Source organism: Acinetobacter sp. YH12152, from assembly GCF_013418285.1.
Taxonomy (GTDB): domain Bacteria; phylum Pseudomonadota; class Gammaproteobacteria; order Pseudomonadales; family Moraxellaceae; genus Acinetobacter; species Acinetobacter amyesii.
Window position 1 is genome coordinate 1 of record NZ_VPCH01000082.1, and the last position, 7,815, is coordinate 7,815.

The 7,815-nt window shown below is 52.6% G+C and carries 6 protein-coding genes and 5 pseudogenes; 2 read left to right on the forward strand and 9 right to left on the reverse strand.

Features of this window, described 5'->3' with window-relative positions; genetic code table 11:
- Positions 1-75 (forward strand): annotated as a pseudogene (locus tag FTU83_RS16355) (IS6 family transposase); the annotation flags it as partial.
- A 129-nt stretch (positions 76-204) separates the two neighbouring features.
- Here the strand turns inward: FTU83_RS16355 and FTU83_RS16360 are convergent.
- The 8 genes and pseudogenes from FTU83_RS16360 to dfrA16 all read right to left on the reverse strand — a co-directional run bounded on the left by FTU83_RS16360 (position 205) and on the right by dfrA16 (position 6,995).
- The gene (locus FTU83_RS16360) at positions 205-705 is read right to left on the reverse strand and encodes a GNAT family N-acetyltransferase (protein WP_000376623.1); all 501 of its coding nucleotides are present in this window, start codon (positions 703-705) and stop codon (positions 205-207) included.
- Positions 706-832: 127 nt separating this feature from the next.
- The gene (gene sul1, locus FTU83_RS16365) at positions 833-1,672 is read right to left on the reverse strand and encodes a sulfonamide-resistant dihydropteroate synthase Sul1 (protein WP_000259031.1); all 840 of its coding nucleotides are present in this window, start codon (positions 1,670-1,672) and stop codon (positions 833-835) included.
- The gene (locus tag FTU83_RS16370; RefSeq protein ID WP_000679427.1) at positions 1,666-2,013 is read right to left on the reverse strand and encodes a quaternary ammonium compound efflux SMR transporter QacE delta 1; all 348 of its coding nucleotides are present in this window, start codon (positions 2,011-2,013) and stop codon (positions 1,666-1,668) included. The genes sul1 and FTU83_RS16370 overlap by 7 nt, the downstream gene beginning before the upstream one ends.
- Before the next feature lie 116 nt (positions 2,014-2,129).
- Positions 2,130-2,968, reverse strand: a pseudogene (aadA1, locus tag FTU83_RS16375) (ANT(3'')-Ia family aminoglycoside nucleotidyltransferase AadA1).
- A 92-nt stretch (positions 2,969-3,060) separates the two neighbouring features.
- The gene (locus FTU83_RS16380) at positions 3,061-4,320 is read right to left on the reverse strand and encodes a chloramphenicol efflux MFS transporter CmlA6 (protein ID WP_001256773.1); all 1,260 of its coding nucleotides are present in this window, start codon (positions 4,318-4,320) and stop codon (positions 3,061-3,063) included.
- A gap of 214 nt (positions 4,321-4,534) precedes the next feature.
- A pseudogene (locus tag FTU83_RS16385) lies at positions 4,535-5,373 on the reverse strand (AadA family aminoglycoside 3''-O-nucleotidyltransferase).
- 117 nt (positions 5,374-5,490) lie between these two features.
- Positions 5,491-6,357 carry a PSE family carbenicillin-hydrolyzing class A beta-lactamase CARB-2 gene (locus FTU83_RS16390; RefSeq protein ID WP_001931474.1) on the reverse strand — a complete coding sequence of 289 codons (867 nt, stop codon included), beginning with the start codon at positions 6,355-6,357 and terminating at the stop codon, positions 5,491-5,493.
- A gap of 164 nt (positions 6,358-6,521) precedes the next feature.
- Complete coding sequence (dfrA16, locus tag FTU83_RS16395) at positions 6,522-6,995, reverse strand: trimethoprim-resistant dihydrofolate reductase DfrA16 (RefSeq protein WP_032490158.1); 474 nt, start codon at positions 6,993-6,995, stop codon at positions 6,522-6,524.
- Positions 6,996-7,150: 155 nt separating this feature from the next.
- Here dfrA16 and intI1 point away from each other — a divergent pair.
- Positions 7,151-7,687, forward strand: a pseudogene (intI1, locus tag FTU83_RS16400) (class 1 integron integrase IntI1); the annotation flags it as partial.
- A gap of 53 nt (positions 7,688-7,740) precedes the next feature.
- Here the strand turns inward: intI1 and FTU83_RS16405 are convergent.
- Positions 7,741-7,815 (reverse strand): annotated as a pseudogene (locus tag FTU83_RS16405) (IS6 family transposase); the annotation flags it as partial.

Sequence of the window (7,815 nt, forward strand, 5' to 3'; positions counted from 1 at the left end):
GGCCAGGCCTCAGCATTTTATTATGGTGATCCCCTGGGCGAAATGCGCCTGGTAAGCAGAGTTTTTGAAATGTAAGGCCTTTGAATAAGACAAAAGGCTGCCTCATCGCTAACTTTGCAACAGTGCCTCGCGGTCGGACTGCAAGTGATCTTGAAGCCACGGGCCCGTCCCACCCCGACATGGACCTCGATGCCCGAACGGACGTTAGATTTCGAGTTCTAGGCGTTCTGCGATGAAGGTTGGATCCCAGCCGGGATTGAAAGTGTCGACGTGGGTGAATCCGAGCCGCTCGTATAGGCCACGCAGGTTCGGGTGGCAGTCGAGCCGCAGCTTGGCGCACCCCTGCGTTCGCGCGGCATGGCGGCAAGCCTCGATCAGCGCGGAGCTGACACCCCGGCCCGCATGTGTCCGTCGCACCGCGAGCTTGTGCAGATATGCGGCCTCCCCCTTGAGGGCGTCGGGCCAGAACTCGGGATCCTCGGCCGACAAGGTGCAACAGCCGACGATGCCGTCGCTGCAACTCGCGACTAGGAGCTCGGATCTCAGGACGAAGGTCTCCGCGAATGTCCGGTCGATCCGCGCGACGTCCCAGGCGGGCGTTCCCTTGGCGGACATCCACGCCGCAGCGTCGTGCATCAGCCGCACAACCTCGTCGATATCACCCGAGCAGGCGACCCGAACGTTCGGAGGCTCCTCGCTGTCCATTCGCTCCCCTGGCGCGGTATGAACCGCCGCCTCATAGTGCAGTTTGATCCTGACGAGCCCAGCATGTCTGCGCCCACCTTCGCGGAACCTGACCAGGGTCCGCTAGCGGGCGGCCGGAAGGTGAATGCTAGGCATGATCTAACCCTCGGTCTCTGGCGTCGCGACTGCGAAATTTCGCGAGGGTTTCCGAGAAGGTGATTGCGCTTCGCAGATCTCCAGGCGCGTGGGTGCGGACGTAGTCAGCGCCATTGCCGATCGCGTGAAGTTCCGCCGCAAGGCTCGCTGGACCCAGATCCTTTACAGGAAGGCCAACGGTGGCGCCCAAGAAGGATTTCCGCGACACCGAGACCAATAGCGGAAGCCCCAACGCCGACTTCAGCTTTTGAAGGTTCGACAGCACGTGCAGCGATGTTTCCGGTGCGGGGCTCAAGAAAAATCCCATCCCCGGATCGAGGATGAGCCGGTCGGCAGCGACCCCGCTCCGTCGCAAGGCGGAAACCCGCGCCTCGAAGAACCGCACAATCTCGTCGAGCGCGTCTTCGGGTCGAAGGTGACCGGTGCGGGTGGCGATGCCATCCCGCTGCGCTGAGTGCATAACCACCAGCCTGCAGTCCGCCTCAGCAATATCGGGATAGAGCGCAGGGTCAGGAAATCCTTGGATATCGTTCAGGTAGCCCACGCCGCGCTTGAGCGCATAGCGCTGGGTTTCCGGTTGGAAGCTGTCGATTGAAACACGGTGCATCTGATCGGACAGGGCGTCTAAGAGCGGCGCAATACGTCTGATCTCATCGGCCGGCGATACAGGCCTCGCGTCCGGATGGCTGGCGGCCGGTCCGACATCCACGACGTCTGATCCGACTCGCAGCATTTCGATCGCCGCGGTGACAGCGCCGGCGGGGTCTAGCCGCCGGCTCTCATCGAAGAAGGAGTCCTCGGTGAGATTCAGAATGCCGAACACCGTCACCATGGCGTCGGCCTCCGCAGCGACTTCCACGATGGGGATCGGGCGAGCAAAAAGGCAGCAATTATGAGCCCCATACCTACAAAGCCCCACGCATCAAGCTTTTGCCCATGAAGCAACCAGGCAATGGCTGTAATTATGACGACGCCGAGTCCCGACCAGACTGCATAAGCAACACCGACAGGGATGGATTTCAGAACCAGAGAAAGAAAATAAAATGCGATGCCATAACCGATTATGACAACGGCGGAAGGGGCAAGCTTAGTAAAGCCCTCGCTAGATTTTAATGCGGATGTTGCGATTACTTCGCCAACTATTGCGATAACAAGAAAAAGCCAGCCTTTCATGATATATCTCCCAATTTGTGTAGGGCTTATTATGCACGCTTAAAAATAATAAAAGCAGACTTGACCTGATAGTTTGGCTGTGAGCAATTATGTGCTTAGTGCATCTAACGCTTGAGTTAAGCCGCGCCGCGAAGCGGCGTCGGCTTGAACGAATTGTTAGACATTATTTGCCGACTACCTTGGTGATCTCGCCTTTCACGTAGTGAACAAATTCTTCCAACTGATCTGCGCGGGAGGCCAAGCGATCTTCTTCTTGTCCAAGATAAGCCTGTCTAGCTTCAAGTATGACGGGCTGATACTGGGCCGGCAGGCGCTCCATTGCCCAGTCGGCAGCGACATCCTTCGGCGCGATTTTGCCGGTTACTGCGCTGTACCAAATGCGGGACAACGTAAGCACTACATTTCGCTCATCGCCAGCCCAGTCGGGCGGCGAGTTCCATAGCGTTAAGGTTTCATTTAGCGCCTCAAATAGATCCTGTTCAGGAACCGGATCAAAGAGTTCCTCCGCCGCTGGACCTACCAAGGCAACGCTATGTTCTCTTGCTTTTGTCAGCAAGATAGCCAGATCAATGTCGATCGTGGCTGGCTCGAAGATACCTGCAAGAATGTCATTGCGCTGCCATTCTCCAAATTGCAGTTCGCGCTTAGCTGGATAACGCCACGGAATGATGTCGTCGTGCACAACAATGGTGACTTCTACAGCGCGGAGAATCTCGCTCTCTCCAGGGGAAGCCGAAGTTTCCAAAAGGTCGTTGATCAAAGCTCGCCGCGTTGTTTCATCAAGCCTTACGGTCACCGTAACCAGCAAATCAATATCACTGTGTGGCTTCAGGCCGCCATCCACTGCGGAGCCGTACAAATGTACGGCCAGCAACGTCGGTTCGAGATGGCGCTCGATGACGCCAACTACCTCTGATAGTTGAGTCGATACTTCGGCGATCACCGCTTCCCTCATGATGTTTAACGCCTGAGCTCAGCCGACCGAAACCGCGTAGCGGTTTTGGGTCGGCTGCAGCGATTTGTTGGGCGATAGCTTGCCACATTCTCTCAACGATTGGGATTTGATGTACTTTCCGCACTTTGTAGCGCGACCACATCATGCTCCCCCTGGCCGCGAGAGCCCTTCACTCGGGAAACACAAGACAGACCGAGCACGACTGTTGCAAGGGTCAAACAGTACACGACAACCGGCCAAGCCGTGTTGCGCGGCAACAGCGAAATGATCAACGTTCCGATGCTTCCTAGCAGTACACCGCCCAAGCAGAAGTAGACTGCCGTGACCGTTCCAGCAACATGGTCGAATCCTCGAAGAGCGCCATTGGGCGCCACAGATACCGCTGTGGCGACACCAATACCCACTAGCCACATTGGAGCAATAAAGCCTAACACGGACTGCAAAGCCCATATTTCGGTGATGGCAAGCAATACTGCTCCAGCTATCAGGCATCCCATTCCCATTCGCAAGACACTTGGGCTGCCCCACTTGGGTATCACACGCCCCATAAAACGAGCCGTAAACACCATGGCAATTGCCACTGTGGCGAACAGCAGGCTGAAGCCAAGCTGAGACACACCTTGCCTGCCCATCATTAGTCCGGGCGCAATGGAGAAAAAGACGAAGAAGCTACCCATTCCAGCGGCGTAACACAACGTGTACAACCAGAAGTTCAGGCACTTAACGGGGAGTAGCAGCTGCGACCATTGCAAGCCCGCAACTCGTTGCACCCGGGTTTCAGGCCAGAATCGCCACGCTGCTGCAGATGCAGCGATCATGCCCAAACCTAGAAACGCAAAGATAGCCCGCCACCCAAGCCACATGTCGACGAGCGCTCCGAGCAATGGGCCTACCGCCGGGACTATGGCCAGCATGGATCCGAGTATGCCGTAAATGACATTACTTTCCTCGCGACCTGCGTAAATGTCACGTACTGTTGCAAATGTGGAAACAAGGCACGCCGAGGCACCACAAGCCTGAAGAATCCGAAGCCCCAGAAAGACTTCAGCCGATGACGTAAGAGCGAGGCCCATTGACGCCACAACGTAGGCGAGGCCACCTCCCAGTAGAACGGGGCGGCGCCCCAGTCGGTCCGATAGCGGTCCAAACAAGAGCTGACCGGCACCAATCATGACCAAGTACGTTGTCAGCGTAAGCTGAATTGTGCTCGCTGTCGTACCAAGCGCGTTTGGCATAAACGGCACTGCTGGCAAGTACATGTCCATGCCGAGTGATGCCAATAAATCGAACGGTGATAACAACAACACCGTGGCGGCAAGGGAGTACCGCCAACTAAAGTTTTTTGAGCGCACGAAACCATCTCCTTGAACAAAGGATTTGGCGGCGCTCCCGTAGAGCAAAAGGATTCATGAGAACGCCGCAACAACCGAAAAATGAAGGTTGCTGCGGCTTACTTGTCTGCGTTCTTGGAAGTGCTCATCTGCTGACTATCTCATGATTAAATTTGAATCGTAACAACTTTCAAGCAACTCTGCAAGGAGCCTTATTGTGCGCCCAACGCCGGAGTTAAGCCGCCGCGCGTAGCGCGGTCGGCTTGAACGAATTGTTAGACATCATTTACCAACTGACTTGATGATCTCGCCTTTCACAAAGCGAATAAATTCTTCCAAGTGATCTGCGCGTGAGGCCAAGTGATCTTCTTTTTGTCCCAGATAAGCTTGCTTAGCTTCAAGTAAGACGGGCTGATACTGGGCAGGTAGGCGTTTTATTGCCCAGTCGGCAGCGACATCCTTCGGCGCGATTTTGCCGGTTATTGCGCTGTACCAAATGCGGGACAACGTAAGCACTACATTTCGCTCATCGCCGGCCCAGTCGGGCTGCGAGTTCCATAGCTTCAAGGTTTCCCTCAGCGCCTCGAATAGATCCTGTTCAGGAACCGGGTCAAAGAATTCCTCCGCTGCCGGACCTACCAAGGCAACGCTATGTTCTCTTGCTTTTGTAAGCAGGATAGCTAGATCAATGTCGATCATGGCTGGCTCGAAGATACCCGCAAGAATGTCATTGCGCTGCCATTCTCCAAATTGCAGCTCGCGCTTAGCCGGATAACGCCACGGGATGATGTCGTCATGCACGACAAGGGTGACTTCTATAGCGCGGAGCGTCTCGCTCTCGCCAGGGAAAGCCGAAGCCTCCATAAGGTCATTGAGCAATGCTCGCCGCGTCGTTTCATCAAGCTTTACGGCCACAGTAACCAACAAATCAATATCGCTGTATGGCTTCAGGCCGCCATCCACTGCGGAGCCGTACAAATGCACGGCCAGCAACGTTGATTCCAGATGGCGCTCAATGACGCTTAGCACCTCTGATAGTTGGTTCGAAATTTCGATGGTCACCGCTACCCTCATGATGTCTAACGCCGCCATAAGTTGCGGCTTTGGAGTTGATTGTTTTGTGGTAGCGTAGCGTTAAACCACAAAACAAGCGACGGAAAAGCCGTCAACTTGATGGCCTTGTTAGCCTTATCAGCGCGACTGTGATGTATAAACGTCAAAAATTGAATGACCAATTTTAACAATCGCATCATTTCGCTCTGCCATTGAAGCCTGTGTTTGAGCTAGATAGATGCTCACAATAATTGGGGCTTGATGCTCACTCCACACAACTGCTGTAATACTCCGAGCACCAAATCCGCCAGCACCTGAGCGATCCGCAATGTTCCATCCCGCCGGCAATACTGAACGTAGTAAATTACCAGTGACTTGATTGTTCACCATCCAAGACTCTAATTTTTTCTGGTTCATTTCAGATAGCGCGGAACCAAATAAAAATTTATTCAAAGTACTGGCTATTGCCTTAGGAGTTGTCGTATCCCTCAAATCACCGAGCTTACCTTCATTTAAATCAGGCTCAATACGGTCTAGACGAGTCTCTTTGTCCCCAATTTGTCTTAAAAAATCAGTAACGCCTTTGGGGCCACCTACAGCACTTAGGATGATATTTGCCGCAGTATTATCACTTGTAGTCATAGTTGCGAAGCACGCATCATCGAGTGTGATTGCCTGCCCTACTTGCTTTTCTATTACAGGGGAATAGGTCACAAGATCTGCTTTCTTAATCTCGACTGTACTATTGGGATTAACTTTTCCTTGCTCAGCATCATATAGTAATTTAGCGCAAGCTATTGTTTTAAAAGTACTTGTTAACGGGAAGCGCTGATTGCCATTGTAATCCCAATATTCTCCATTTTGAGTATCAAGAACGGAAACACCTATACGAGCAGAAAGAGAAACTTCAATTGCCTTAACGTCTTGTTCAACTTGCTGAAACTTTGAACTACTTGCAAAAACCACGGATGGTATTAAAAGCGAAAATGCCAATAAAAACTTCATGTAAGTAACCCCATAATTTTGATTGTCACACATTTTATATAAAAGCATGAGGCTCCATAATATGGCTAACGCCCGCCTCAACTGCCGGAGGTTAATGGCGCCTTTTTTGCAGCTCCACCGCAAAAAAAGGTGACAGTAACCGGAGGTCAGATTGCAGGCGCTTGTTAACTCTTTTGCCAGATTTGATAACAATAGTTAATGTTAGACTCGAAATCTTGCTCAAATACCAACTTGAATGTATCTGGGATTTCAGGAAAAACTATGTCTCCATCTCGCTCGATGTCGACTGTTGAAATATGCAAAGTATCTACTTTGGAAATCAAGCTTTTGTATATTTCACCACCACCAGAAACGATAACATGATCCGTGATTTCCTCTAAATTTATTAAGGCATCCTGAATTGAGGAGAAAACCATTACACCCTCATCATTCGTAGAAAAATTAGAGCGAGTTACAACTGCATACTTTCGATTTGGGAGAGCGCCCATTGACTCAAAAGTTTTGCGTCCAACTAAAAGCCATTGATTATATGTAATTGCCTTAAATAGAAGTTGCTCGCCTTTGGCGCTCCATGGAATATCTGGTCCATTACCGATAATACCGTTCTTCGACTTGGCAGCCATTAGTGATAACTTCACGATTTCTCCCTCGAGTTAACTTTGTTTTAGGGCGACTGCCCTGCTGCGTAACATCGTTGCTGCTCCATAACATCAAACATCGACCCACGGCGTAACGCGCTTGCTGCTTGGATGCCCGAGGCATAGACTGTACAAAAAAACAGTCATAACAAGCCATGAAAACCGCCACTGCGCCGTTACCACCGCTGCGTTCGGTCAAGGTTCTGGACCAGTTGCGTGAGCGCATACGCTACTTGCATTACAGCTTACCAACCGAACAGGCTTATGTCCACTGGGTTCGTGCCTTCATCCGTTTCCACGGTGTGCGTCACCCGGCAACCTTGGGCAGCAGCGAAGTCGAGGCATTTCTGTCCTGGCTGGCGAACGAGCGCAAGGTTTCGGTCTCCACGCATCGTCAGGCATTGGCGGCCTTGCTGTTCTTCTACGGCAAGGTGCTGTGCACGGATCTGCCCTGGCTTCAGGAGATCGGAAGACCTCGGCCGTCGCGGCGCTTGCCGGTGGTGCTGACCCCGGATGAAGTGGTTCGCATCCTCGGTTTTCTGGAAGGCGAGCATCGTTTGTTCGCCCAGCTTCTGTATGGAACGGGCATGCGGATCAGTGAGGGTTTGCAACTGCGGGTCAAGGATCTGGATTTCGATCACGGCACGATCATCGTGCGGGAGGGCAAGGGCTCCAAGGATCGGGCCTTGATGTGGCACTGTTGCAAAGTTAGCGATGAGGCAGCCTTTTGTCTTATTCAAAGGCCTTACATTTCAAAAACTCTGCTTACCAGGCGCATTTCGCCCAGGGGATCACCATAATAAAATGCTGAGGCCTGGCC